Here is a 23,756-nt window from a genome sequence, read left to right on the forward strand (position 1 = left end):
CCTCAGCCGAGGGTACCGACCCGCCCGGCGAGCACGGCCACGAGGATGAGGAGTCCGCACAGCGGATTGGTGCCGAACGCCCGGCCGCAGGCCCCGACGTCCGCAGGGTCGGCACGCCACACCTGCCAGCCCAACTGCCCCGCGACAACGCACAGTCCGGGCCAGTACAGCGGCCCGAGCCCGGCCACGACCCCGAACCAGGCGAGCAGCACCAGGCACCCCGCGTACGCGCCGCCCACCAGCACCCGGCTGTGCCGCCCCAGCAGCACGGCGGCCGACCGCACCCCGGCCCGCACATCGGCCTCCCGGTCCTGGCAGGCGTAGATCACGTCCGTCCCCACGGACCAGCAGATCATCGCCCCGTACAGCACCCCGCCCGCGAGCCCGAGCCCTCCGGTGAGCAGGACGTACACCAGCGGCACCGTCCAGTTGATGGTGAACCCCAGCCACACGTGCGGCCACGGAGTGATCCGCTTCATCAGCGGATACACCGCCGCGAGGGGCGCGCCCGCCGCCGCCCACACCACGGCCTCCACACTCCAGAACGCCATCACCAGCGGAGCGGCGGCCCCCACCACGACGGACAGCACCAGTGCCCGCGTGGCCGTCAGCCGCCCGGAGGCGACGGGCCGCCCCGCCGTACGCGGCACCTGCGCGTCGAACCGCGCGTCAAGCACGTCGTTGAGCCCGCAGGCGGCTCCTCTCGACAACACCCCGTACACCAGGAGCAGCAGCCCGAACAGGCCCCCGTCCCGGGGCCCGGCGAACGCCGCGAGGGCGATCCAGCCGGGCACCACCAGCAGCCAGGACCCCACCGGCCGGTCCAGCCGCAGCACCTCCAGATACGGCCGGGCGCCTGCGGGTGCCAGGCCCACCAACCGGGCGGCACGGCCTCGGGCCGGAGCTTGGGCCGGGACGGCGGGGACGTGGGCCGGGACGTCAGCCGGGGTCCGTAAGTCGACGGTCATACCGATTCATGCCCCTTTCCAGGGGAGTTGCCTGCTGATCGGATCAACCTAGCCCCGGCCGGGCGGTTCGAACACATGGCGAATCATGCTGCCGATACGGCCCTCGCCCGCGCCATGACGCTCCGCCTCTCGAAGAACCCAAGACCCTCCGCGCGCAGGGACCTGGCGACCTCACGCTTCCCGAGGCCCCTACGGAACATGTCCGCCGCTTTGCCCACCAGGACGTCGGTCCTGGCCGGGGAGTCAGTGGTGGCGGGAGTCGTACGCGGACGCTTGGCGGGCACATGGCCGCGCCACAGCATCGCGACGTCGGCGTTCTCGATGATCAGTCGCCCCGAGTCCGGCTCCTGGGGAGCCGCGTCCGCCGGACGCTCCGCCGCGCGCTCCGCCGCGTGCCGGGCGATGAGTTCGCGCAGGGCGGCCTCGGCCGCGGCGGGCCTGAGCACCTGTACGGATTCGGCCGGGAGGGTGTGGGGCGCTGCCACCTCATCGGCGACGATCACCATGCGGGTCGTCCTGGACGGGCGTACTCCCACGGGAGCCCCGTGACGTTCGGCCAGCGCCACGACGGACCGGACGGCCGGGGTGTCGCCCAGGGGGACGACTCTGAACCCCTTCAATTCCGTTCCCACACTGGGAAGTTGGGCGTTGAGGTGCGGTACGTCGAGCAGCAGGGCCGCAGCGGTCAGGGAACGGAGAGCCGGTGCGTCCGGGTGAGCGCCTGCCCGGGCGCGCAGTTCCTTCCAGACGTCGGTGTGGGCGGCGCGCAGGCTCTCCTGGCTGTGGCCCGCCACGGAGGCGAGTGCGGCGAGCTCCTCGGCGTCCCGGCCGATGAGGCGTCCCTGCTCGGCGTGGCGGGCGACCGCGGCGCGGTAGGCCGAGGCGCCGACCTCGTCGAGCGGGGTGCGCGTACGCGTGGGCAGCGCACGTCGGAGATGGGCAAGCCACCCCTCACGCCCCTTGCGCAGGCCGCAGGCCCGGGGGCGGACGCGTGCCGCTTCCGGAGCGGAGGGTGCGGAGGGCGCGGGCGCGTCGTTGCCACTCGGTCCTGCGGAGAGGGTGAGGGCGACGGGAGCGGTGGTGAGCAGCGCGGTGAGGACGCGGGCGGTGTTCCGCGCGTCTTCGAGCGCGGCGTGCTCCGTGCCCGGCCAGGAACCGGAGAGGCTCTTGACGATGCCCGGCAGCCGGTAGCCGATCATTTCGGTGTGTTCGCGGTACGTCTCGAGGGTGCACAGGCCTCCGGCCCGCACCTGTGGCAGCCCCGCGTGCGCGAATTCGGCGGTGAGGAACTTCCCTTCGAACTCCAGGTTGTGCGCCACCACCACGGCGCCGCGCATCAGCCTCAGCAGGGTTCCGGCCAGTTCCGCGAAGGTGGGCGCCGCGGCCGCCTCGGCGTTGCTGATGCCGTGGAACTCCTGGTTCTCCGAGGACATGCGCCGCTGCGGGTTCACCACGCTGGCGAACTCCTCGAGCACGATCCCGTCGGCCCGCATCCGCACGGCGGCGATCTCGCACACGCGGTGCCCCCGTCGGGGATCCAGGCCGGTGGTCTCCACGTCGATGACGGTGTATTCGACCGCGTGCGGGTCGACGCCACGTCGGGCACGGCGCAGGGAGACGGGGGTGAACATGACGGTGGAGCCTCTCGGGACGGGGCGTCGGCGGGCGGGCTCACACAGGTCGCCCGGCACCATCCTGAGGACCGGGCGGCGTCCGCACCAATGCCATACGTCGCTGATGGCCGGGACCTAGGTCCCACGGATCCCCCGGACCGGACGCGGACTCCGGCACCCCCGCATGGCACGGAGCCGTAGTCAGTCCGCCCGGACGAGGAACCGCTGGCCCGCGGCGTCAGAACAGCGTTGCTCGATCGCCTCGGCGCCCACGGCGATGTCGTTGTCGACGATGCCGATGCAGCCGCCGCTGGTGGCCGGGCGCAGCCGGAAGGCCCCGGCCGCCGGTTCCAGGTGGAAAAGGGTGCCCTGCGCGCAGTTCCGGCGCGGTTCGAGCATGCCCTTGATCTGGTCCTTGCCCATGACCACGAGGCATCCCTTTCCCATCTCGGGGTGGTGCCACTGGATGCGGTAGAGCCCTCCTCCCGTCGGTTCGAGGTAGGTGCGCGGAACAGGTGCCTTGGCACAGGGGAGTTGGACGGCCACGGCGCTACGGTAGGAGCCGCTGCGCTCGCGTCCGTCGGTCAGGCAGAGATCGGTGGTGCGGGCGGGGCGGATGGTGACCCAGCCGTGGTCGGGGGACCAGGGCCAGCAGCGAGACCGCGAGCGTCGCACCGGCGAGCGTGGAGACCCGGGGTCGGCGGGGACGGGGGCGGGAACGGGGACGGGCGGCCGCAGGCGATTCGGCCTGTGGCTGAAGCTCGCTTTCCACGTCGCGGTCCGCGACGGGTGGCGCAGTGGCGCGTGCGGCGACGAGCCGGTCCCTGGTGGCCAGCCAGACGTCGACCCTCGCACCGTCCCCGCAGGCGCGGACGAACGCGGCCAGGACCTCGGGGCGCGGCAGGCTCGTCCGGTTCAGTACGTCGGCGAGCGTGCTGCGCGCCAGGACGTCACCACTGCGGGCGGCTCGCTCCTCCAGCTCGCGGTACGTCAGTCCTGACCGCTCCTTGAGCCGCTGCATCGACGCGATGCAGTCGGCGTCGTCACGGACTTCTGACGGGGATTCGTCTCCGGACGGTGGCAGCTCCCCTAACTCACCCAGGTTCCCCATGAGTGCCACCTTTTCGCGCTCATGCCAAATAGGTAATGCCATATTCCGTCACAGCGTCCGCAAGCCTGTTCTCGGCCCAAGCGCTCACATCGCAGTGCTCAGCTCACACAAGTCACACACCCCACACGACCCACTCAAGGGGACCGCTCTCGCACTCTCCACTCATCAGGCGCTCTACCGGCGGACTGCCGAGATCAGTCCGCCGGGCCGCTCCTCGCGCTGCGGAGGGGTACTGATCGGGCGTCCATAGGCGGCGCCGCGCTCGCGCAGGGTGTGGCTGTCGGCCTCCCAACCGTGCCCGACCAGCCACCCCACCGGGTCGTCGGGCATCTCCGAGACCCACATGGACGCCGCCGATCCCGCCGCGGCGTCCGCGCCGAAGCGCTCGAGCACGCCGCGTGAGCCCAAGGTCAGCCCCATCCGACTGCCTGCCGCCGACTGCGCGCTGATCCGGGCCAGCAGCAGCTCCACCGCGTCCTGGGGCAGATAGATCAGCAGTCCTTCGGCGATCCACGCGGTCGGCAGCGCCGGGTCGTGCCCGGCGGCGGCCAGCGCGCCCGGCCAGTCCTCACGCAGATCCACCGCGACGGTCGTCCGCTCGCAGCGCGCGACGGCCCGCTCCTGGCACAGCACCGAAGTCTTGAAGTCCAGTGGCGCGGCGGTGTCGACCTCGAACAGCCGGGTCCCATCGGGCCAGTCCATCCGGAAGGCCCGACTGTCCATACCGGCACCGAGCAGCACGACCTGCCGGACCCCGGACGCGGAGGCCTGCCGCAACAGGTCGTCGAGGAACTTCGTCCTGATGACGATGGAGTACGACACGGCCATGCGACGGCGTCGCGCGGCCTCGTCATCGGGCGGCGGCGAGGAGGGCCACAGGCCGCCGCCGGCGGCGAAGGCCCGTGCCAGCGGGTCGCGGAACAGCGCGTTCTCCCGCTCGGTCTCCAGCGCCCGAACCCTGGCCACCCCCACCGCGGTGGCCCACACTCCCGACGGCCGCACTCGCTGCTCATCAGTCATCGCGCCAGCCTAGATCGTCGATGCCAAGGGGCTCCGCCCCTCAGAACTGCGGAATCCGCTCGGGAACGAGCCCCGCCTGACGAAGGATCCCGTGCAGGTCCGTCTCGCCCCAGAACTCGACGATCCGCCCTGCCTTGAGGCGGTAGGACTTGACGCCCGTCATGGTCAGGTCGCGCCCGGTGCGGTCGTGTTCGTAGGTCAAGGTGAAGGCCACGACAACGCGGTCTTCGGCGGCGAAGAGGTCGTCCACCCGTACGCGGCAGTTGGACAGGCCTGGAGTCAGGACCGCCTCCTCGGGATAGCGCCGACCCTGGACGTTTCGGCCTGCTCCATGGACAAGCACATCTGCGGCGACGAGTTCTGCGAGCTCATCAACGTCCTTTGTCTCGAACACTCGAAGGTAGCGGCGCACCACATCGGCATTGCGCTTGCTGATGGCGTCGGGTGAGTCAGACATGGCGGGAGCGTATCCAGCGATGACCGCTGTGGCACCAGACGGGTAGCTCGGTGGTGGCGCTGACCGTGGGAAGCGCGAGCCGGGCGTGAGCTGGATTCGGTCGAGCTCGCGGCTCAGGGCCGACTCGGACTCCCCCCCCCAGTGTGCTCATCTGTGCTCAGCGAGGAGCGGTACCGCCCGCGGGCTCCGCCCCCAAGAGCGCGAGCAGCCCGGGAAACCTCTTCTCGATGTCCGCGCGTCGCAGTCGGATGCCCTTGCGGTTGCCGTAGTCGATCTCGTCAATGAGACCTGCCTCGCGCAGGACCCGGAAGTGGTGCGTCTGGGTCTGCTTCGAGATCGGAAGATCGAACGAGTTGCAGCCCCGCTCGCTGTCGCTACGGTCGGCGGCCAACTCCGTCATCACCGCACGACGGTGGTCGTCGGTGAGGGCGCGAAACACCGCACCCAGATCGAGCGCATCGGCCTCCGGGCCCATCCGGTTCGTCCCGGCCACGTGGCACCCCCTTCAGGTACGACTCTTCAGGTACGACTTGAATCGTACCTGAAGGATGTGCTCCACTCAGGTACGAAATATTTCGTACCTGGGCTCGATTGCGCCGCCCCGTGCCGCCGCGCCCTGAGACCCGAACCCCGCCCCGACGCTCGCCGGGGACCTGGTCATCGACACTCCGAGAGGTCATCGTCATGAAGAAGCCCGAAGTGCTGATAGTCGGTGCCGGAATCGCAGGGCCCGCACTCGCGTACTGGCTCTCCCGGAATGGCCACCGGCCGACGGTCGTCGAACATGCCCGGCAGCTGCGCTCCGGTGGTAGCGCGATCGTCGTGAAAGGGCCCGCCGTCCCGGTCGCCCAGCGCATGGGCATCCTCCCGCGGCTCCGCGGGCTCGCCACCCGCAATCGATCGCTGACCCTGCTCGACCCCGGCGGCAGGCGCATCCTGCAACTCCCGCTCGCCTCGGACAAGGCGCCGACGGTCGAGGTGACCCGAGCCGACCTGTCCGAGGTGCTCCACCAGTCGGCGCAGACCGAGGCCGAGTTCCTGTTCGACGACACGGTCACCGCTCTCGACCAGGACGGAGGTGGGGTCGACGTCACCTTCCGGCGGTCCGCGCCACGGCGCTTCGACCTGGTCGTCGGTGCCGACGGGATGCACTCCACCGTACGGCGCCTGGTGTTCGGACCCGAGCGACAGTTCGTGAGCGACCTGGGCCTGTACGGCGCGAGCGTGCCACTGGAACCCGACGCCGTCGAGGACCCGAGCGAGATGACGATGCTGACCGTGCCGAACCGGATGCTGGTCGTCCACCCCTCGCGGACCACTCCGCTCGCGATCTTCACCTTCCGGCCCGCACAGCCCGCGCCCCACGACCGCAAGGACATCGCCCTCCACAAGCGGACCCTGGCCGACACCTACGCCGACGTGCGATGGCGGACACCGGAACTCGTGGCGGCGTTCCTCGACCACCCGGCTCCGTTCTTCGATCCCCTGACCACCGTCCGGATGCCCTCGTGGTCCCGCGGAAGGGTCGTACTGCTCGGGGACGCGGCGGCGGCGACAGCCCTGCTGGGTGACGGGTCCAGCATGGCGATGGCGGGCGCGTACGCCCTCGCGGAAGAGCTCGCCGCCCATCCCGGTGATCACGCCCGCGCCTTCGCCGCCTACGAGTCGCGGCTCCGCCGTGAGGTGGGTCCACGGCAGCGACGCGTCGGTCCGCTCTCCAGGCTCATGGTGCCCCGCACCCGGCCGGGCCTCGCGGTGCGCAACGCGGCGGGCCGCGCGGTCGGCCACACGAGCCGGATCGCCTCTCGCGAAGCCGCGAACCGGTAGACCGGGTCCGCACCGACCGCTCACCGGTCGGTGCGCAGCTCCGCGGTAGCTCTCAGCTGGGATGCCGCGTTTCCTCGTCCGGCTCGCGGCCTGCGCCTGCCGGCGGAGGCTTCGTGGAGCCGGGGGCACCCTGCCGTGAAGTTCCGCCTCTCCGGTCGCCGTTTCTACCGGCATCAGCGCCCACAGAGGGCCACCTGACGCCCTATCGACCTCGCATCGGTAGGGGGAGTAATCCGCACCCCTCATCTCGCACCACAGGGCCACCTGGCGGCCTTCTCGCCCTAGTCCGCGATGGCGAGGCCGGTACTCTTGCAGTTGTTCCGGTCCGCCGTGGTGCGGCCGGTTCCGCCCGTGTGGGGCGGCTTTGCCGTGCCCTCGGAGCGATTCCTCCTGTCAGTGATCTGGCGTTTCCGGCTGCCGTGTCGGGGGCGCTGTTCGTCGTGCCCGAAGAAGGAGCATCCGTGACCGAAGCCGGAGTCACCGCCGCTGCGACCGCCCCGTCCGGGACCTGCGTCGAAACGTCGTACGACGCGAACACCATCACCGTCCTTGACGGGCTCGACGCCGTCCGCAAGCGGCCCGGCATGTACATCGGGTCCACCGGCGCGAAGGGTCTGCACCACCTGGTGCAGGAGATCGTCGACAACTCCGTGGACGAGGCCCTCGCCGGGGTCGCGGACCGGATCGACGTGACGGTCCTCGCGGACGGCGGGGTGCGGGTCGTCGACAACGGCCGAGGCATCCCGGTGGGCATGCACCCGGTGGAGCGGAAGCCCGCGGTGGAGCTGGTGCTCACCGTCCTGCACGCGGGAGGCAAGTTCGGCGGCGGCGGGTACGCCGTCTCCGGTGGTCTGCACGGGGTGGGCCTGTCCGTGGTCAACGCCCTGTCCTCACGGCTTTCGGTGGAGATCTGGACGGAAGGCCACCGCTGGACCCAGGAGTACGAGGCGGGCGCCGCGACCGCTCCGCTGTCCCGGCACGAGGCCACCGCGCGGACGGGTACGTCGATCACCTTCTGGGCCGACGGCTCCATCTTCGAGACCACCCAGTACTCGTTCGAGACCCTGGCCCGCCGCTTCCAGGAGATGGCGTTCCTCAACCGAGGGCTGACCCTCACCCTCACCGACGAACGAGCTGAGGCGCGGGCCACCGCGACAGCGGACGAGGCGGGTTCGGACACCGCGGGGCAGCAGCGGGCGAAGACCCTGGCCTACCGCTACGACGGCGGCATCAGCGACTTCGTCAGGCATCTCAACGGCCGCAAGGGCGAGCCCGTCCACCCCACCGTCATCGACTTCACCGCCGAGGACAGCGAGCGGCTGCTGTCTGTGGAGGTGGCCATGCAGTGGAACAGCCAGTTCACCGACAGCGTCTACTCCTACGCCAACGCCATCCACACCCACGACGGCGGCACCCACGAGGAGGGCTTCCGCACCGCGCTGACGACGATCGTCAACCGGTACGCCCGCGAGCGGAAGCTCCTGCGGGACAAGGACGACAACCTCTCCGGCGAGGACATCCGCGAGGGCCTGACCGCGATCATCTCCGTCAAGCTCGGCGAGCCCCAGTTCGAGGGCCAGACCAAGACCAAGCTCGGCAACACCGAGGCGCGCACGTTCGTACAGAAGGTCGTGCACGAACAGTTGTCGGACTGGTTCGACCGGAACCCGTACGAGGCCACGGACGTCGTGCGCAAGGGGATCCAGGCGGCCACCGCGCGGACGGCCGCGCGCAAGGCCCGGGATCTGACCCGCCGCAAGGGCCTCCTGGAGTCAACAGCCCTGCCGGGCAAGCTCTCCGACTGCCAGTCCAACGACCCGAGCAGGTCCGAGATCTTCATCGTCGAAGGCGATTCCGCCGGTGGCTCGGCGAAGTCCGGCCGCGATCCCGCGTTCCAGGCGATCCTGCCGATCCGCGGCAAGATCCTGAACGTCGAGAAGGCGCGCATCGACAAGGTCCTGCACAACCAGGAGATCCAGGCCCTCATCTCGGCCTTCGGCACCGGGGTCCACGAGGACTTCGACCTCGCCAAGCTCCGCTATCACAAGGTCATTTTGATGGCGGACGCCGACGTCGACGGCCAGCACATCAACACGCTGCTCCTGACGTTCCTGTTCCGCTTCATGCGGCCGCTGATCGAGCACGGCCACATCTACCTCTCGCGACCGCCGCTGTACAAGGTCAAGTGGAGCCGGGACCACGCCGAGTACGCCTTCTCCGACCGGGAGCGCGACGCCCTCATCGAACAGGGGCGCCGGCAGGGGCGGCGCGTCAAGGACGACTCCATCCAGCGCTTCAAGGGCCTGGGCGAGATGAACGCCGAGGAGCTGCGCATCACCACCATGGATGCCGACCACCGCGTCCTCGGCCAGGTGAGCCTGGACGATGCCGCGGTCGCCGACGATCTCTTCTCCGTCCTCATGGGCGAGGACGTCGACGCGCGCCGCTCCTTCATCCAGCGCAACGCCAAGGACGTCCGCTTCCTCGACATCTGATCCCCGGCGGCTCGGGGCGTCAAGACCCCTCAGGGGCACGGCGGTTGGTAGCGGATCTTCCCCAGGCGGGCTTGCCACTGGGCCCGGTCGAGGGCGTTTCCCGTCTCGGCGCACACGCGGTCGATGACGCGCTCGACGTCCAGGTCCCAGAGTCGTACTCCGCCGTCGTCGCTGCTCGTGACCAGGGTGCGGCTTGCGGGGCTGAGGTCGGTGGAGTTCACGGCACCGCTGTAGCCGACGAGTTGGTCGCCCGTGGCGGTGGGGTGTGCCGGGTCGGACACGTCCCACAGGCGCAGTGTGCCGTCCTCGGTTCCGGTGACGAGATCGCGTCCGTCGAAGGCGAGGGCGGATACGGGACCGTCGTCGGTGACCGGCGGGCCCAGTGGCGTGGGCCGGACGTCCGCAGGCACGGCCCACAGGCGTAGAGCTCCGCCCGTTGAGGCCACCGCGAGCGTGTGCCCGCGGGGGGCGAAGGCGATGAAGTCGCCGCGCAGGGCGGTGGGGAGAGGCCGCGAGTGCGTGGGGTCGTGGGTGTCCCAGAGGCGGATCTTCCGCGTGGCGTCCGCGAGGGCGAGGGTGCGTCCGTCAGGGCTCAGCGCCAGCGAGGGCGGGTCGGGCTGCTGGGGTGAGGCGCCGGTGCCGAGCGGGCGGGGGTCGCGGGGATCCTTGACGTTCCACATGCGGACCTGGCTGACGCCGCTCGACTCGACGGCGCGGACCGTCGCGCCGACCCCGTCGTCCGCCTGACTGCCCGCGGGGAACGCCACGGGCTCCGCCTCTTCGTAGTCAGCCAGCGTGCGGCCGTTCGCGCTGAAGATCAGGGAGGACACCGTGTAGTCGCGTTGCGCCGATGGCATCCGGCCCAGGCGGCGCGGGCGTTTCGGATCGCCGATGTCCCACAGGCGGCTTCCGCCGCCCGATTCGGCGACCGCGAGGAGGTCGCCGTGTGGCGCGAGCGCGGCGGCCGTCCCGGGAAGAGTTGTCAGGTGTTCGAGGCGGCCGGTGCGGGTCGTGCCCCACAACTGCACGTGAGAGGCATCGCAGATGACGGCCACAGTCCGCCCGTCCGGGCTCGTCCCCGCGACGGTGGCATCGGGGCAGTCCGGCAGCACGGGCGGCAGGCTCCAGACCCGCATGACCCGGGCGTCGGTGACCAGGGTGCGGCTGTCCCGGCCGAACGCGATGGCCATGCCGTCGTAGGCGGGCTGGCCCAGCACTTCGCCCACCCGGGCCGGTGCACCCCGTGCGATGTCCCACAGCTGGACCCCGTTGTCCTCCGCCACGGCGGCGCGCCGGCCGTCAGGGCTGAAGGCCACCGACATCGCTTCGGAGCCGTCCGTGGTGTCGAGCGGTGTGGTGAGCCGTGTGGGGTGTTCGGGGTGGGCGATGTTCCAGAGGCGGACCTGCGCGGCGTCGTCGCGGGCCGTCGCAAGCGTCCGTCCGTCGGGGCTGAACACCACGTCATGTGCGCTGGCAACACCCAGTCGAAGGGTGCTCAGAGCCCGCGGGTGCGTGGGGTGTGCGGTGTTCCAGAGCCGTACGGTGTCGTCGTCGCCCGCCGTGGCCAGCACGTGTCCGTGCGGGCTGAAGGCGGGCAGGTCGCCCGGCAGCGCACGGCCGACGCGTACGGGGCGCCCGGGGTCGCGCAGATCCCACAGGAAGATCCGTTGTCCGCCGGTGGCGAGCAGGCGCCCGTCGGGGCTCAGCGCCACCGTGTTGGCGATGGTGTCGCCGGGCACGTCCACCGTGGCGAGCCGGGCCGGGCGGCGCGGTTCGCCGATGTCCCACAGCCGGATCCTGCCGTTCCGGTCGTCCTCGGCGGCCAGCAGCCCGCCGTCCGCGCTGAGGCCCACCGCAGAGCCGGGCAGCGAAGGTCCCACCCGCCGGAGGTGGGTGGCGTCGCGGATGTCCCACAACCGCACACGGCGATCGGACCCGGCGACCGCCATGACGCGCCGACGTGCGTCGACGGCCATGCGCTCATTGTTGGGGGCGTTGTTCTCGTCATCCGAGCGGCGGCTCTGGTCGGGGACCTCGGTGAACAGCGGCGAGTTCGCCGCGGTGAGCAGACTCGTGTACGTACGGTCGGAGGGGCGCATCCGGTAGGAGGCGATGTCGAGTTGGGCCGCCAGCGAGGCGTTCTGGACCTGCGCGGGGAGACCGGTGCCTCGCAACTGGTCCGCCTCCGCCGCGATCTGCCGGGACACCGCGACCGTGCGCTGTTCCTGGGCGGCGGCGCGCTGTTGGAAGGCGACGGCCGCGGCGGCGCCCGCCAGGAGGAGCAGGGCGGTCAACCCCGCGACCAGCGCGCGCAGTCGGCGGGTGGTGCGCGCGGTGGCCCGCTGTTCACCGGCGCGGGCTTGCAGGCTCGCCGCGAGGAACGCGGACTCCAGGGTGCTCAGGCCCTCCTGTTCGGTGAAGGTCTCCTCGGCGTCGGCCAGGCGCGTGCCGCGGTACAGCATGCCGGGGTCACGCTCCAGCGAGTCCCACGCCTGCGCCGCCTCGGTCAGTCGGCGGTGGGCGCGCAGGCGTCCTCGGTCGGCGTCGATCCAGCCGTGGAACCGCGGCCAGCCGGTGATGAGTGCCTCGTGTGCCAGTTCGATGGTGTCGTGGTCCAGGGTGATCAGCCGCGCGCGGGCCAGGCGCTCCACCACGGCGTCGACGTCGCCGGACTCGTCGGGGCCGAGCTCCGCACGGCTGACGGGGCGCCGCGCGTCGTGCGTGCCCTCCCCCGGGGCGATGAGCCGCAGGAGAACACGCCGGGCAACCTCGCCCTGGCCGGTGGCGAGTTGGCCGTAGAGGGTCTCGGCGGTGCGGGCGAGGGCGCCGTGCAGACCACCGGCGCCTTCGTACGCCTCGGCGGTCAGCGCGCGGCCCTGGCGATGGCGCCAGGTCTCCAGCAGCGCGTGCGACATCAGTGGCAGGGCGCCCGGCTCGCCGTCGACCTCGTCCAGGATGCGGGCCGTCAGGGAGCGTTCCACCATCAGCCCGGCGGCCCTGGCGGGCTGGACCACCGCCGCACGCAGCTCATCGCGGCTCATCGGCCCGGCCAGCACGGTGCCTTCCTGCAGTACCGCGGTCAGGCCGGGGTGCCGCGTGCAGTGTCCGAGGAAGTCGGCACGCACCGCGATGACCACGCGGAGCCCGCTCGCCTCGTCGACGGCGGCCAGGAGCCGCTCGACGAACCGCTCCCTCTCCGCCGCGTCGGTGCACAGCGTGTAGAGCTCTTCGAACTGGTCTACGACCAGCCACGTTTCCCCGTCCGCGTCCCGCGGCACCAGGCGCTGCTCGTGCGTACGTAAAGGGTGCGCGCCAGGTGTCAGGACCCGCACCGCGGCAGGCCGGGGGCCGGTCGCGGCCGGGGCGCGCAGCCGCGGGATGAGACCGGCCCGCAGCAGCGAGGACTTCCCGCTGCCCGACGGGCCGAGCACCGCGATGAAACGGCGGGACCGTGCCAGCGTCAGGAGGCGCTCGACGAGTTGGTCCCGGCCGAAGAACAGATGGCTGTCACCCGGTTCGAAGCGGGCCAGTCCCCGGTAGGGAGACTCGCCCTGATCCTCCCGCTCCCTCGGCTCGGCCGCGGCCTGCCGGGCAGCCTCGCGCCAGCGCGCCTCCCACTCCTCCGCGTCCCCGCCGCACACGCGTGCGTAGGCGAGGACGACCGGCAGGGTCGGCAGCCGTTCACCGGCGGCGGCCTGCGAGAGCGTGCTCGCTCCGAGGCCGGAGGTCCGCGCCATCTCGCGATAGGTCGGACTGCCGTTCTCCGTGCGCAACGTGCGCAGCTCCGCCGCGAACCTCCGCACCGGCCCGCTGCCCGGATCCAACGCTCTCTCCGGACGCCCCGCCATGCCGCTCCCTCCCCACCGCCCCCGCGCGATCCCCCCGGAGGGCACGAAGGCCAACAAGCTACGCCCCGGATGCGCGGCCAACCAGAGGCGCCTTCGCCGGTCAGCGTCCTGACGTCGCTCTTGAGCCACCGCGCACGCCATTGATCAGGACCGCGAAGACCACTGCCCAATCAATGGCACCGCCGCTGAACTCTGTGCTGCACACCGATCTCCACGACCAGACGGGAAGAGACTTCATGATCGCAACGAAACGCCTGGCCCTCGGGGCGGCATCGATCGCGCTCGGCGGCGGCATGGCCCTCACCACGATCCCGGCGGCCACCGCCGCCCCCACCGCACCGGCTCGGACCGCACAGAGCCGCCCCGCCCACGACGACGTGTCCGCCGGCTCACGGTGCTCGAAGTGGATCGACTACCTCGGCCGGGGCCGGGGCCACGCCAACTGCCCGGGATACAAGGTTCACGTCAGGGTGTGGTGCGCCAACCACAAGAGCTACAGCAGCAAGCCGTACTGGAGGAAGAACTACAACAAGGCCGAGTGCCCCAAGAACGTCGGTGCGGTGAGGATGCGCAGCACGCCCTGACAGGGCCCACCGAACTGCCGGGCCCGTTCTCCCACGGGGGTGGAGAACGGGCCCGGCCCCGCCGCTGCGCCTGACTCTCGGATCCGCCCTCAGCTAGGAGTTGATCTCCAGGATCTGCGCGGCCAGTCGCCGGACGTGCTCGCGGGCTTCCGCGGGGCCGGTCACCGTGGCGCTGTCGCCGAACTGCAGGAGCAGGCGTACGTCTTCCACGTCCCGGCCGGTGACCGTGATGCTCACGCGCCCTCCTAGTACGCCTTCGGTGTCCTGAACGGCCAGTCGGCGGCCGAGGACGCGCCTCGCGAGGCCGAGGCGGTCGGCGTCGATCTCCGCATGGATCCGGAAGGCTTCCGGGTTCTCCCAGCGCGCCGTCAGCTCCGCCGCGACACCGTCCAGGGTCGCGTCAGGACGCAACCTGCGGGCTGCCCGCATCGGCTCCCAGCCGACGAGGCGTTCCAGCGCGTGGAGTCGGGGGCGGCCTTCCGCATCCGCCACGAGGTACCACCTCCCGGCCTTGGCCAGCAGGCCATAAGGGTCCACGACCCGCCAGGCGGCCTCGGTCTCCGCCGACCGGCGGTAGGAGATCCGCAGCCGGACACCGCGCCGCAGGTCACCCACCAGCGCCGCCGGTGGCATGCCCGCGGCGTCCCGGAAGAACCACGGCCTGTTGTCGGTGGTGACGACCGCGCTCAGGGGCAGCGCGCCGGTGCTCGACGGGCGCAGCCCCGATCGCACCTTCCGGTCCGCGCGCCGGGTGTCGGCCGTGGCTCCCAGCTGCTCGCGCTGCGCGTCGTCGAGGCCGTGGAGGGCGAGATGGTCCCGTTCGTCCGGCGTGAGCCGTGACGTGTCGAGCACACCACCGGGCAGAAGGGTCACCCCGCCCAGGCGCCCGCGCCTGATCAGCAACGGGAAGCCCGCTTCCTGCAGCCACCGCAGGTCCCGCAGGACGGTACGGACGGAGACCCCGACCTCATCGGCCAGATCGGCGGTCGTCATGGTCTCCCGGGACTGCAGCGCCAGCAGGAGCGAGAAGAAGCGATCCGGAGTCACGGAACCGAGGATCTCAGAAATCATGACGGGATCCGTCATGATTTGCGGGCACGCTCCAGTCGTTCGCAAGACCGACCCAGGTCGAAAGGCCGAGCCAGGTCGAAAGACCGAGCCAAGGAGTGCGCCATGCCCGCCCCGATCGTGTTCATCGTCTATGTCAACGACGCCCCCGCAGCCGCCCGTTTCTACGCGGAACTCCTCGAGAGCGAGCCCAACTTCGAGACCCCCGAGTACATCGGCTTCGATCTCGGCGAGGGCGCGGACCTCGCCGTCTGGAGCGGGGCGTTCGACGGCAGCCTGACCCCGGCGGTGCCCCGCACCAGCGAGGTCTGCCTGACCCTCGACGGCGGGCCCGACGTCATCGATCGCCACTTCGAGAAGTGGGTGGCGAAGGGGGTACGCGTGGTCAGCGAGCCCCACGACACGGTCTTCGGGCGCACGTTCGTCGTCGCGGACCCGGACGGCAACCTGATCCGAGTCGCCCCCGTCGACTGACGTCACCCCGACGGCAAAGTGAGCCGGGCGGCCCGCACCGGGCGGCCCGGCTCACTTTGCACGTCAGGCATACGATGCTGCCCATGACGCAAGAAGACGGGCAGCTGGACAGCCTCGTACGCAAACGGATCCGGGCGTTGCGGGTCGCGCAGGGCTGGTCCCTCGAAGAGCTGGCCACGCGCGCCCACCTCAGCCAGTCCTCGCTGAGCCGCATCGAGACGGGTCAGCGGCGCCTCGCCCTGGACCAGCTCGTCACGCTCGCACGCGCCCTGGACACCACGTTGGACCAGCTCGTGGAGAACGCCGCCGACGATGTCGTCATCAGCCCGACGATCGACGGCGCTCACGGCCTGATGCGCTGGCCGGTCAAGAGCGACCCCGGCATGAGCGTCATGCGTCAGCGGATGACCGAACCGCCGCCCGTCAACCCGGCGCGCATGCGGGCCCACCCCGGCCGCGAATGGCTCGTCGTCCTGTCCGGCACCGCCGTCCTCATGCTGGGGCACCGCCGCTTTCGCATCGAGACCAACCAGGCCGCCGAGTTCCCGACGATGATGCCGCACGCCATCGGCTCCGAGGGCGGGCCGTGCGAGATCATGGGCATCTTCGACCAGGACGCCCGCCGCGGTCACCAGCGGGACATCGTCGACTGCGACGACCAGGGCACCAAGGGCGCCAAGGGCTGCGATCTTGCGTGATGAGCAGCGCACAGAGTCACCTTCTTGCGTTGCGGGCAACTCTTCGTGCCACAGGCGCATGTCCTGCTTAAGGTGTCGGCATGACTCCAGCGCACCAGCACACCCCCCACAGCGACGGCCCGCACCGCCACCATCACGAGCACGGCGCCGACAGCCAGGACAGCGCCCAGGCGGAGCTCCTCGACCTGGACGCGGAGGTGCTCGCCGAGCACATCGCGTCCATCACCGCCTGGCTGCCGCTGAAGACCGCGCCCCGCCAGATCGTGGATCTGGGCTGCGGCACGGGAGCGGGCACCTTCGCCCTCCTCGACCGCTTCCCCGAGGCGCAGATCACCGCGGTCGACACCTCGGCGGGACATCTCAAGGACCTGCGCGAGAAGGCGTGCGCCCGTGGGGTGGGGGAACGCGTGCGCACCGTGCAGGCCGACCTCGACGAGCCCGACTGGCCCGATCTCGGCACCCCCGACCTGGTGTGGGCCTCGGCGTCGATGCACCACATGGCCCGGCCGGAGCGGGCCCTGCGCAGTGTCCACGACATGCTCGCGCCCGGCGGCCTGTTCGCCGTCGTGGAGCTGGACGGCTTCCCCCGCTTCCTGCCCGCGGACGCCCCGGAGGAGCGGCCGGGCCTCGAAGAGCGCTGCCATGCCGCGACCGAGAGTTTCCACGCCGAGCACGTCCCGCACCGCGGCGCCGACTGGGGGCCGATGCTGTCCGCCGCCGGTTTCCTCGTCGAGGACGAGCGCACCGTCTCCGTACACATCGAGGGCGACCGCAGTGAGGCGATCGGCCGCTATGCCCGCGAGAGCCTGCTCCGCATCCGCGGCACAGCCGCGGAGACGCTCGACGGTGCGGATCTCGCCGCGCTCGACGAGCTCCTCGACGCCGAAGGGCCGCGCGGCATCCTGCGCCGCGACGACCTGGTCGTGCGCACCGAACGCACCGTCTGGGCCGCACGCCGCGCCTGACCGGCCGGGACCCGTCGCGGGGCTTCCCCCGCGGATCACTCCCAGGGGCGTGCGATAAGTTGCCCGCCATGGCAGATCTCGGACAAGTCACCTGGCCGCCCGCCCCGTTGAAGACCGAACGCCTCGTTCTCCGCGCGTCCGAGGCCCGGGACCGTGCGGCGTTCGTCGAGCTGTTCGCGTCGCCCGAGGTGAACACGTATCTGGGCGGCCCCCGACCGCGTGACGAGTGTGAGCGCGCGTTGCCCGAGACGCCGGAGAGCCGCCTCGGCCTCTTCGTGATCGAGCTCGACGGCGCGATGATCGGCACCATCGAACTCAACCGGCGCGACGGGGAGCGGCGAAGTCGTGTCCGTCCGGATGCCGGAGAGGCCGAACTCGGCTACTTGCTGCTGCCGACGGCATGGGGACAGGGATACGCAGCCGAGGCGTGCGCGGCGGCGCTCACCTGGTACGCCGACGCACAGCCCGGCGAGCCGGTGGTGCTCTGCACCCAGACCGCCAACCACCGCTCGATGCGTCTCGCGGCGAAGCTGGGATTCACCGAGGTGCAGCGGTACGAGGCGTGGGGCGCCGAGCAGTGGATGGGCCTGTGGTCCCCGGTCGCCCCGAACCCTGGAACGTGACGGCTACGTCGCCCGCGCCTCACTGACCTCGCTGGGCCGGGGTTTCCTCGGAGACGCCCGTCGGCAGCAGCACGCGCGGGGAGAGGCGGGCCAGGGGCAGGACGACGGCGCCGAGTACGAAGCCGTAACAGGCCACCAGACCGTGCCCGTTGTCCTGCGCCAGCCACATCGCGAGTCCGGCGACGGGCACGCCCACCGCCATCAGCCGCGCCTTGGGGGCGGTGCTCGACAGCACGAGACCCGCCGCGAGCGTCGCGGCGAGGAAGTACGTCGCGCCGGAGCTTCCGGCGAAGTTGCGCGGGTCGGTGCTCGGCGCGCTCTCGCCGAAGAGCGCGTCGATCCGCTGCGGCAGCAGGATGCCTCCGGCGAACAGTGCCAGCATCAGCGGCCCGCCCCAGAACCATTGCGCCAGCGCGGCGATCACCGCGAGGGTGGCGATGTTCCAGACGGTCCCGAACACCCCGCCGTTCTGCATGAACACCGAGGTCACCACACGCCACCAGCCGGATTCGTGCGGGTCGCCGTCCAGCGCGTCCATCGCCCCGGACCAGCTCAGCTGGAGCACCACCGCGCCGACAGCGACCACCGCTAGCGCGAGGGCCCCGTAGGGAACGGGCCGCTTGCGGAGGTCACCGTCACCGATCAGGAGCATGCCGCTCTTGAACATCAGCACCATCAACGCAGCGGTCGTCAGATTGAAAGTTATCGCGCCCACGCAACTCATCCCCCGATTGAAAGACCCTGGTCACAGGTCGGCGATCACCATAACCGCTGTTCGGGGGTGTGACCTGATGCCTAGAGGTCCCGGCAGATTCCGCGGGCCTTGTCCAGGTCTTGTTTCGCCGCGGCGTCGAAGTCGAAGACCCTGGCGTGGCGCTCCTGCGAGCGGCGTATCGCCTGGGCGAGCGGCTCGTACCGCTTGTCGCCCGCTGCGGCCGATGCCGAGAAGGCTCCCGCCGCGGTGTACCGGTTGACGGAGATCTCGCCTGCCGAGCCCTTCTCCGTGTACTTCGTCTCGTCGAATCCGTCGAGCGCCTCGCACGCGGCCCGCGCGTCACCGGCCGCGGTCCCGCTCTCCGACGTCGTACCGTCTCCGTCGCCGTTCAGCGCCCACGCCGCTCCGACTCCCCCGCCCCCGATGACGAGGCCAACCATCAGCCACACGGCCGCGGTCGCGGTGCGGCCGCGTGGTCGTGCGGTCGCCGTCGGGGCCGCTGGTGGGGCTGGGGTGGGGTGGTCCTGCTGTGGCTGCATCCGGCCAACATAGTGCGGTCCGCTCTCGGGCTCGGCGGCGGGCCTCAGGATGTGCGCTCGGGGCGTCGGCGGACAGAAAATCCCTTGGCGGGCCGTGGCGGCCACTGCTACTTTCCTGGAGGCCGTGCGAGAGAAGAGGAGGTGGTACCCGTGAACGTATCGACGTGGGTGCTCTCCTCCGGGGTCACGGTCGGACGCTAGACAGGTCGTCCGGGAGCGCCGTCTGTGAGCTCTCCCGAAAGGCACGACCATGCACTTCACTTCCGACACCATGCGGTTCACGTCCGAACAGCGACTCGACGACGGCATCATCGAGCGCGAGTTCACCCTCGGCGAGATCCCCGGCACCTTGTGGACGCCCGGATCCGCCGGATCCGCCACACCGGTTCCGCTGATCCTGATGGCACACAACAACGGCCTGCCCAAGGCGCAGCCCCGGCTTGTGGCGCGGGCCAGGCAGACCGCGGCGTACGGCTACGCGGTGGCCACCATCGACGCCGCAGGGTGCGGCGACCGGCCCCGCTCCGCCGCCGACGAACAGGCCCGCGCCGACCTCCGCCGGGCGATGCGGGCCGGTGAGCCGGTCGATGAGATCTTCGAGTCGTTCATCGGCCCGCTGGTCGAAAAGGCGGTCCCGGATTGGCGGAGCACCCTGGACGCCCTCCTCGCGCTGCCCGAGATCGGCGGCCCGGTCGGGTACTCGGGGTGGACCGCCGTCGGCATCCACCTCGCGGCGGTCGAGCCGCGCATCGCGGCCGCCGGTTTCTTCGCCGGGGGTTACGTGCCTCGCGCCCAGCGTGAGGAGGCCCGGCAGGTCACCGTTCCGCTGCTGTTCCTGCTGCAGTGGGACGACGAAGGGAACCCCCGGCAGCGGGCCCTGGACCTGTTCGACGCCTTCGGCAGCACGGAGAAGACGCTGCACGCGAACCTGGGCGGGCACGTCGGTACCCCGTGGTTCGAGGTGGCGGACGGGGGCCGGTTCTACGACCGGCACCTGAAGTAGGACCGGACGCCGTTGAGGAGGGCGTCGGCTCTGGTCCCGGCCCTCCTCGACGGCGGTGGTCAGGAGGTGAAGAAGGCCATCATTTCCTGGGGCGTGGGGTTGTGGGTGACTGCGGCGGCCGCCACAGCGGCGCGGGGGAACAGCTCTCGCTCGTACGCGGTGAGGGCCCTCTCGATGTCGTCGGGGTGGGCGGCGATGGCCTTGCCGAGTGCGGCACCGTCCTGCATGGCCAGGCCCGCGCCTTCGCCGTTGGGCGTCGAGAGGTGAGCGGCGTCGCCGAGCAGCGTCACGCCCGGCACCCGGTCCCAGCGGTGCCCGACCGGCAGCGCGTAGAGGGGGCGCAGGACCGGCACGCTCTGCCCGGCGGTGATCAGGGCGGTGAGTTCGGGTGCCCAGCCGTCGTACTCCTGCGCGATCCGCGCGGCGGCCGCGACGGAATCGGTGAAGTCGACGGTGGCGAACCAGTCCTGCGGCTTGACCAGGGTGATGTAGGCGTGGACGGCCCCGCCCCTCTCCCGGTGGGCCACGAGCCACGTCCCGTTCCCGTCCGGGTCGAGAGCCACGAGCGTCCCGCCGCCGACCGCTTTCGCGGTGGCCGGGTGACGGGTGTCGGCGTCGTGCAGGTGGGTCTCGACGAAGGACCGGCCGACGTATGCGGGTGTGCCGTCGGAGAGCAGCGGCCGGACGCGTGACCACGCGCCGTCCGCACCGACCAGCAGGCTCGTGACGACGGTACGCCCTTCGGCGAAGGCCACCTCGTGGCGGCCCTCGGTGAGGGTACGGACACCGGTGACCTTGTGCCCCCATCGGACAGTGCCGTCGGGGAGCGCGTCGAGCAGGATCTGGCGCAGTTCGCCGCGCTGGACCTCGGGGCTCGCGCCCGTGCCGTCGTCGCCCTTCTCGAACAGGACCGTTCCGTCGCGGTCCAGGACCCGTATCGCCTGGCGGCCCGCCAGGATGATGCCGCGGAACTCGTCCATCAGATCGGCTGTCTCGAGGGCGAGTTGGCCGTTGCGCTCGTGGATGTCGAGCATCCCGCCCTGCGCACGGGTCGTCACGGAGGCGTCCGCCTCGTAGACCGTGACCGGGATGTCGTGGAGGTGCAGGACGCGGGCCAGGACGAGGCCGCCGAGTCCGGCGCCGATGATGGTGACAGGAGTGTGCATGGGGCTCCTCGTGTCCTTCTGTGGGTCCTTGTGTGTGTCCTTGTGTGTCGCGCCCCTGCCGGTCGGGTCCGGCAGGGGCGCTGAGAGGAAAGCGGCCTGCCACGCCGTACGACCGGGCGGGCGACGGCAGTTCAGACCACGATGACCCGTCGTCCGCGGGTGTGACCTGCCTGGCTGTCGATGTGTGCCGCCGCCGCGTCGGCGAGCGCGTACGACTTCTCGACAGGAATGTGGAGCTTGCCCCGCGCGATGAGGCCGACGGCCTCGGTGAGCGCGTCCGGCACGCTCCCCGCCACACCCGAGAACCGCACACCCAGCTCCGGCGCGCCCAGATCGGCGATGGAGATCACCTTCCGCGGATCCCCGGTGAGTTCGACCAGTTCACGGATCACACCCGAACCGGCCAGATCGAGCGCCGCGTCCACGGTGCCCAGTGCCCGCACCCGCTCCACCCAGCCGTCGCCGTACGTCGTGGCGCGGGCGCCCAAGTCCCGCAGATAGTCCTGGTTCGCGGCACCGGCCAGGCCGATCACCGTGATGCCACGGTCCCCGGCGATCTGCAGGACCGCCGAACCCACTCCCCCGGACGCGCCGCTGACCAGCAACGTCTGCCCCGGCCGCACACCGCTCTCACGGATCACACGCAGCGCGGTCTCCACCACCGAGGGATACCCGGCCGCCTCCTCGAACGTCAGACGCTCCGGCATCCGGGCCCATGCCGAAAGGACGGCGAACTCGGCGTAGGTCTCGGCCCCTTCGCCGAACACCTGGTCACCGACCTCGACCCCGTCGACTCCCTCGCCGACCTCGTCCACCACTCCTGCGGCGTCCAGGCCGATCCCGGCAGGCAGTTCGAGCGGCCGGACCTCATGGAACTGGCCTTCGCGGATTCTCCAGTCGACGGGGTTCACACCCGCCGCCCGTACGGCGATACGTATCTGGCCGGGGCCCGCGTGGGGCTCCTCGGCATCGGTCAAGCGCAGGACATCGGGACCGCCGAACTCGGCGAAGCTCACCTTCTTCATGCCGACGACCGTAGCACTAACCGATAGCCTTTCGAAACGGTTATTGATTTGCAGCTGTTAGCATCAGGCGCCATACGATCAGTGACGTGGCCGACACCGGTGATCCTCTGCCGGGAGGGCAACCTGCGCGCGGAACCCTCCGCAGCGTTCGAGCGCATCCCCTTGGGGACAGGTGAGCAGCTCGCGCAAGTAGCCGCGCGCGGTGTCCAGTTGGGCCATCTGGGCTTCGATGGCGGAGAGGCGAGCGGTGACGGTGTCGCGCCAGTCGGGAGCTTCCGCGCGCCCGGAAAGGACCTCGGCGATCTCGTTGAGGGACATCTGCCCCGTGGTCCGCCACAGCCGGATCAGCGCGATCCGGTAGATCTGATCGGTGTCGTAATAGCGATGACTGAAGCGTCGCTGGGGCGTGATGAGTCCGCGGCGCTCCCAGTAGTGCAGCGTCGAGAGGGGCAGATCGAAGTGGTCGGCGACTCGCCGTATCGAAGCCAGGTCGTCCATCGGACCAGTTGAGCTCAACCCCGGTTGAGCGGGCAAGGTCGACCTCACCGACCGACCACCGAGTCGGCCTCACCGACCACCGAAAGGATCGACATGCCGGTGAATCTTGGCGTCTGCCTTCCGACCTTCGCCCAACGTGGCGACGAGGGCACGGCTGAAGGCATGGGAGAAATCCCCGCGTTGGCCCGGCACATCGAGCAAGTCGGCCTTGACACGGTGTGGGCGGGCGACCATCTGTGTGCGCGTACCCCGTTCCTGGAGAGCGTGGTCGCGCTGAGCGCGGCCGCCGCGGTCACCGAGCGCGTACGGATCGGCTTCGGGGTCATGCTCCTCGCGCTGCGGCAACAGGCTTGGGCAGTCAAGCAGTTGTCGTCGTTGCAGTACCTGTCCGGCAACCGCGTGGTGCTCGGGGTCGGTGCGGGCATACACCCGCAGGACTGGCCGGTCGGCGGGGTTCCGTACGCCGGGCGGGGCCGCAGGACCGAGGTGATGCTGCGGGCGCTGCCCGATCTGTTCGCGGGGCGGCCGACGGCGTTGCTCACCGTGCCGGGCGAGCCGGTCATGACGCTCGAACCCGCCGTTCCCGCACCGCCGCTGTGGGTGGGCGGCATGTCCGACCGCGCCCTGCGGCGCGTCATCGACCACGGCGTCGGGTGGCTCGCCTCACTGCTCGAACCCGCGCAACTGGGCGTACGAGCAGCAAAGTTGGCGGCGATGGCAGCCGAGGCGGGCACGCGGGCGCCCGAGGTGGGCACCACGGTGTTCGCCACGCTGAGCACCGATCCCGGGGAGAGCCGCCGGGGCCACCAGCGCCTGGTGCGCTTCCTGCGCTCGCTCACCGGTGAGCAGGGGCTCTCCGAGCAGCAGGCGACCCGCCTGGTGGTCAGCGGGCCTCCCGAGAAGCTGGCCGAACGACTGGACCAATACCTACGAGCGGGCGCGCACACCTTCGTCATCAACCTGTCGGGCAACGACCTGCGACGGCAATACGACCACCTTGCCCGTACCCGCGAGCTGCTGCTCGGCTGAGCGTCCCGGCGATCGATCGGCCCGCCATAT

General features: G+C 71.0%; 23 protein-coding genes. 9 read left to right on the forward strand and 14 right to left on the reverse strand.

Translation table 11 applies throughout. The annotated features are described in order from the left end of the window. Positions 1-2: 2 nt before the first annotated feature. From CP970_RS02415 to CP970_RS02440, 7 genes are all read right to left on the reverse strand, one after another. Positions 3-968 carry a 4-hydroxybenzoate octaprenyltransferase gene (locus CP970_RS02415; RefSeq protein WP_079043346.1) on the reverse strand — a complete coding sequence of 322 codons (966 nt, stop codon included), beginning with the start codon at positions 966-968 and terminating at the stop codon, positions 3-5. 83 nt (positions 969-1,051) lie between these two features. Beyond that, positions 1,052-2,599, reverse strand: coding sequence for a 3'-5' exonuclease (locus tag CP970_RS02420; protein WP_055545398.1), 1,548 nt, complete (start codon positions 2,597-2,599; stop codon positions 1,052-1,054). A gap of 183 nt (positions 2,600-2,782) precedes the next feature. Beyond that, positions 2,783-3,127 carry an RICIN domain-containing protein gene (locus CP970_RS44685; RefSeq protein WP_224058173.1) on the reverse strand — a complete coding sequence of 115 codons (345 nt, stop codon included), beginning with the start codon at positions 3,125-3,127 and terminating at the stop codon, positions 2,783-2,785. 4 nt (positions 3,128-3,131) lie between these two features. Further along, positions 3,132-3,692 (reverse strand): XRE family transcriptional regulator, encoded by a 561-nt coding sequence (locus CP970_RS44690; protein WP_224058175.1) that lies wholly within the window; start codon positions 3,690-3,692, stop codon positions 3,132-3,134. A gap of 174 nt (positions 3,693-3,866) precedes the next feature. After that, positions 3,867-4,712, reverse strand: a complete 846-nt coding sequence (locus CP970_RS02430) for a class I SAM-dependent methyltransferase (RefSeq protein WP_055554493.1) — start codon at positions 4,710-4,712, stop codon at positions 3,867-3,869. A 40-nt stretch (positions 4,713-4,752) separates the two neighbouring features. After that, entirely contained in the window at positions 4,753-5,169 is a 417-nt protein-coding gene (locus CP970_RS02435) for an ester cyclase (protein WP_055554491.1), read from the reverse strand. 157 nt (positions 5,170-5,326) lie between these two features. Continuing rightward, positions 5,327-5,662, reverse strand: a complete 336-nt coding sequence (locus CP970_RS02440) for an ArsR/SmtB family transcription factor (protein ID WP_055554489.1) — start codon at positions 5,660-5,662, stop codon at positions 5,327-5,329. 191 nt (positions 5,663-5,853) lie between these two features. Here CP970_RS02440 and CP970_RS02445 point away from each other — a divergent pair, with 191 nt between their 5' ends. After that, entirely contained in the window at positions 5,854-6,996 is a 1,143-nt protein-coding gene (locus CP970_RS02445; protein ID WP_055554487.1) for an FAD-dependent monooxygenase, read from the forward strand. 461 nt (positions 6,997-7,457) lie between these two features. Continuing rightward, positions 7,458-9,491 carry a DNA topoisomerase (ATP-hydrolyzing) subunit B gene (gyrB, locus tag CP970_RS02450; RefSeq protein WP_055554485.1) on the forward strand — a complete coding sequence of 678 codons (2,034 nt, stop codon included), beginning with the start codon at positions 7,458-7,460 and terminating at the stop codon, positions 9,489-9,491. Between the two features lie 29 nt (positions 9,492-9,520). Here the strand turns inward: gyrB and CP970_RS02455 are convergent, their stop codons facing one another. Then, positions 9,521-13,339 carry an nSTAND1 domain-containing NTPase gene (locus CP970_RS02455; protein ID WP_150492902.1) on the reverse strand — a complete coding sequence of 1,273 codons (3,819 nt, stop codon included), beginning with the start codon at positions 13,337-13,339 and terminating at the stop codon, positions 9,521-9,523. 236 nt (positions 13,340-13,575) lie between these two features. Between CP970_RS02455 and CP970_RS02460 the strand changes: the two genes are divergently transcribed. After that, the gene (locus CP970_RS02460; protein WP_150492905.1) at positions 13,576-13,923 is read left to right on the forward strand and encodes a hypothetical protein; all 348 of its coding nucleotides are present in this window, start codon (positions 13,576-13,578) and stop codon (positions 13,921-13,923) included. Positions 13,924-14,016: 93 nt separating this feature from the next. Here CP970_RS02460 and CP970_RS02465 read toward each other — a convergent pair whose 3' ends face one another. Continuing rightward, a complete protein-coding gene (locus CP970_RS02465; protein WP_055543878.1) occupies positions 14,017-14,970 on the reverse strand; it encodes a helix-turn-helix transcriptional regulator in 954 nt (317 codons plus the stop codon). A 126-nt stretch (positions 14,971-15,096) separates the two neighbouring features. Between CP970_RS02465 and CP970_RS02470 the strand changes: the two genes are divergently transcribed. The 4 genes from CP970_RS02470 (at position 15,097) to CP970_RS02485 (ending at position 17,751) form a co-directional block, all read left to right on the forward strand. Next, on the forward strand, positions 15,097-15,465 hold the full coding sequence (locus tag CP970_RS02470; RefSeq protein WP_055543873.1) for a VOC family protein: 369 nt from the start codon (positions 15,097-15,099) through the stop codon (positions 15,463-15,465). 83 nt (positions 15,466-15,548) lie between these two features. Next, complete coding sequence (locus CP970_RS02475) at positions 15,549-16,163, forward strand: helix-turn-helix domain-containing protein (RefSeq protein WP_055543872.1); 615 nt, start codon at positions 15,549-15,551, stop codon at positions 16,161-16,163. 80 nt (positions 16,164-16,243) lie between these two features. Continuing rightward, complete coding sequence (locus CP970_RS02480; RefSeq protein WP_055543871.1) at positions 16,244-17,128, forward strand: class I SAM-dependent methyltransferase; 885 nt, start codon at positions 16,244-16,246, stop codon at positions 17,126-17,128. Between the two features lie 68 nt (positions 17,129-17,196). Continuing rightward, positions 17,197-17,751 carry a GNAT family N-acetyltransferase gene (locus CP970_RS02485; RefSeq protein ID WP_055543870.1) on the forward strand — a complete coding sequence of 185 codons (555 nt, stop codon included), beginning with the start codon at positions 17,197-17,199 and terminating at the stop codon, positions 17,749-17,751. A 19-nt stretch (positions 17,752-17,770) separates the two neighbouring features. Here the strand turns inward: CP970_RS02485 and CP970_RS02490 are convergent, their stop codons facing one another. Further along, positions 17,771-18,475 carry a hypothetical protein gene (locus CP970_RS02490; RefSeq protein ID WP_224058177.1) on the reverse strand — a complete coding sequence of 235 codons (705 nt, stop codon included), beginning with the start codon at positions 18,473-18,475 and terminating at the stop codon, positions 17,771-17,773. Between the two features lie 71 nt (positions 18,476-18,546). Further along, complete coding sequence (locus tag CP970_RS02495; RefSeq protein ID WP_224058179.1) at positions 18,547-19,005, reverse strand: hypothetical protein; 459 nt, start codon at positions 19,003-19,005, stop codon at positions 18,547-18,549. Positions 19,006-19,276: 271 nt separating this feature from the next. Between CP970_RS02495 and CP970_RS02500 the strand changes: the two genes are divergently transcribed. Continuing rightward, a complete protein-coding gene (locus CP970_RS02500; protein WP_055543876.1) occupies positions 19,277-20,008 on the forward strand; it encodes a dienelactone hydrolase family protein in 732 nt (243 codons plus the stop codon). A 59-nt stretch (positions 20,009-20,067) separates the two neighbouring features. On the opposite strand, the gene CP970_RS02505 is transcribed toward CP970_RS02500, so the two are convergent. The 3 genes from CP970_RS02505 to CP970_RS02515 form a co-directional block, all read right to left on the reverse strand. Beyond that, positions 20,068-21,174, reverse strand: coding sequence for an FAD-dependent oxidoreductase (locus CP970_RS02505; protein WP_055543868.1), 1,107 nt, complete (start codon positions 21,172-21,174; stop codon positions 20,068-20,070). Positions 21,175-21,305: 131 nt separating this feature from the next. Then, entirely contained in the window at positions 21,306-22,199 is an 894-nt protein-coding gene (locus CP970_RS02510) for an NADP-dependent oxidoreductase (protein ID WP_055543867.1), read from the reverse strand. A 78-nt stretch (positions 22,200-22,277) separates the two neighbouring features. Beyond that, entirely contained in the window at positions 22,278-22,697 is a 420-nt protein-coding gene (locus CP970_RS02515; protein ID WP_055543866.1) for a helix-turn-helix domain-containing protein, read from the reverse strand. A 93-nt stretch (positions 22,698-22,790) separates the two neighbouring features. Here CP970_RS02515 and CP970_RS02520 point away from each other — a divergent pair, with 93 nt between their 5' ends. Next, positions 22,791-23,726: an LLM class flavin-dependent oxidoreductase gene (locus CP970_RS02520; protein WP_055543865.1), complete on the forward strand. Its 936-nt coding sequence runs from the start codon at positions 22,791-22,793 to the stop codon at positions 23,724-23,726. The last annotated feature ends 30 nt before the right edge of the window (positions 23,727-23,756 follow it).

This window comes from Streptomyces kanamyceticus, from assembly GCF_008704495.1.
GTDB lineage: Bacteria > Actinomycetota > Actinomycetes > Streptomycetales > Streptomycetaceae > Streptomyces > Streptomyces kanamyceticus.

What these genes read in the sequence shown, in the direction of transcription:
- CP970_RS02480 (WP_055543871.1), top strand. Translation starts at nt 16,244, where the DNA reads ATGACTCCAGCGCACCAGCACACCCCCCACAGCGACGGCCCGCACCGC.
- CP970_RS02415 (WP_079043346.1), bottom strand. Translation starts at nt 968, where the DNA reads ATGACCGTCGACTTACGGACCCCGGCTGACGTCCCGGCCCACGTCCCC.
- CP970_RS02495 (WP_224058179.1), bottom strand. Translation starts at nt 19,005, where the DNA reads ATGCAGCCACAGCAGGACCACCCCACCCCAGCCCCACCAGCGGCCCCG.
- CP970_RS02485 (WP_055543870.1), top strand. Translation starts at nt 17,197, where the DNA reads ATGGCAGATCTCGGACAAGTCACCTGGCCGCCCGCCCCGTTGAAGACC.
- CP970_RS02445 (WP_055554487.1), top strand. Translation starts at nt 5,854, where the DNA reads ATGAAGAAGCCCGAAGTGCTGATAGTCGGTGCCGGAATCGCAGGGCCC.
- CP970_RS02510 (WP_055543867.1), bottom strand. Translation starts at nt 22,199, where the DNA reads ATGAAGAAGGTGAGCTTCGCCGAGTTCGGCGGTCCCGATGTCCTGCGC.
- CP970_RS02515 (WP_055543866.1), bottom strand. Translation starts at nt 22,697, where the DNA reads ATGGACGACCTGGCTTCGATACGGCGAGTCGCCGACCACTTCGATCTG.
- CP970_RS02505 (WP_055543868.1), bottom strand. Translation starts at nt 21,174, where the DNA reads ATGCACACTCCTGTCACCATCATCGGCGCCGGACTCGGCGGCCTCGTC.
- CP970_RS44690 (WP_224058175.1), bottom strand. Translation starts at nt 3,692, where the DNA reads ATGGGGAACCTGGGTGAGTTAGGGGAGCTGCCACCGTCCGGAGACGAA.
- CP970_RS02500 (WP_055543876.1), top strand. Translation starts at nt 19,277, where the DNA reads ATGCGGTTCACGTCCGAACAGCGACTCGACGACGGCATCATCGAGCGC.
- CP970_RS02455 (WP_150492902.1), bottom strand. Translation starts at nt 13,339, where the DNA reads ATGGCGGGGCGTCCGGAGAGAGCGTTGGATCCGGGCAGCGGGCCGGTG.
- CP970_RS02520 (WP_055543865.1), top strand. Translation starts at nt 22,791, where the DNA reads ATGCCGGTGAATCTTGGCGTCTGCCTTCCGACCTTCGCCCAACGTGGC.
- CP970_RS02490 (WP_224058177.1), bottom strand. Translation starts at nt 18,475, where the DNA reads ATGAGTTGCGTGGGCGCGATAACTTTCAATCTGACGACCGCTGCGTTG.
- CP970_RS02435 (WP_055554491.1), bottom strand. Translation starts at nt 5,169, where the DNA reads ATGTCTGACTCACCCGACGCCATCAGCAAGCGCAATGCCGATGTGGTG.
- CP970_RS02430 (WP_055554493.1), bottom strand. Translation starts at nt 4,712, where the DNA reads ATGACTGATGAGCAGCGAGTGCGGCCGTCGGGAGTGTGGGCCACCGCG.
- CP970_RS02420 (WP_055545398.1), bottom strand. Translation starts at nt 2,599, where the DNA reads ATGTTCACCCCCGTCTCCCTGCGCCGTGCCCGACGTGGCGTCGACCCG.
- CP970_RS02475 (WP_055543872.1), top strand. Translation starts at nt 15,549, where the DNA reads ATGACGCAAGAAGACGGGCAGCTGGACAGCCTCGTACGCAAACGGATC.
- CP970_RS02460 (WP_150492905.1), top strand. Translation starts at nt 13,576, where the DNA reads ATGATCGCAACGAAACGCCTGGCCCTCGGGGCGGCATCGATCGCGCTC.
- CP970_RS02470 (WP_055543873.1), top strand. Translation starts at nt 15,097, where the DNA reads ATGCCCGCCCCGATCGTGTTCATCGTCTATGTCAACGACGCCCCCGCA.